This window comes from Vibrio genomosp. F10 str. ZF-129, from assembly GCF_000287055.2.
Classification (GTDB): domain Bacteria; phylum Pseudomonadota; class Gammaproteobacteria; order Enterobacterales; family Vibrionaceae; genus Vibrio.
The window spans coordinates 1-633 of the sequence record NZ_AJYQ02000047.1 but is presented as its reverse complement, the minus strand read 5'-3'; the positions used below and the strand labels follow the sequence as shown (position 1 = coordinate 633).

1 protein-coding gene is annotated in these 633 nt (G+C 40.4%); it reads right to left on the bottom strand.

The window, feature by feature from the left end:
* Nucleotides 1-123: 123 nt before the first annotated feature.
* The gene (locus tag A1QO_RS05865; protein ID WP_017039219.1) at nt 124-567 is read right to left on the bottom strand and encodes an SMI1/KNR4 family protein; all 444 of its coding nucleotides are present in this window, start codon (nt 565-567) and stop codon (nt 124-126) included.
* Nucleotides 568-633 lie beyond the last annotated feature (66 nt).

Below are 633 nucleotides of genomic sequence, written 5' to 3'. Positions count from 1 at the left end.
CCAATTAAGGGGTGAACAACGCCTCCACCCAAAACTATAGCATTGTGCCATAGCCACTAAATTTGAAGTAGAAGCAAAAGTGCCAAGCGTTGAGAATCCCTCTTAAATTGCTTGTTAGCTATACTACCAAACCTCTTCGAACTTAGTGTTCAGAAGTATTGCAAGCCAATCTTTGAACCCATATTCTTTGAGATGTTCACTAGCCCATAATTCTACTGGGCATTCTGGGTCAAACACATATAGCAGCTTCGAAGTGGCTTTAAACCCAAAATGCTCTCCGCTCGTAGTGCTTGCAACTAGTAATAGCTCGGGAAATAAAGTGCCGCTTGCCTTGCAAATTGACTCCGTCCATTCTTCTATTGACTCAAGATTGAGTAACTCAAATACAAAACCAAACTCTTTATCGGTATGTTTGAAAGTGCCAACTTTGACTAAAAATTCTCTATATGTTTCGGGAAGTTCATAACCAAGCCTACCTTCAAATGATGCAATTTCATCAGCCGTGTACTTCTTCTTCCTTGTACATTCAACCATCGAGTCAATCATAGAATTAAACAAATCGTACATATATGGCTCTCTTCAGTATGGAATGTTCCCTGTATAGCTAACGCCTTACTAAGTGGCGCTGCCACT

What these genes read in the sequence shown, in the direction of transcription:
- A1QO_RS05865 (WP_017039219.1), bottom strand. Translation starts at nt 567, where the DNA reads ATGTACGATTTGTTTAATTCTATGATTGACTCGATGGTTGAATGTACA.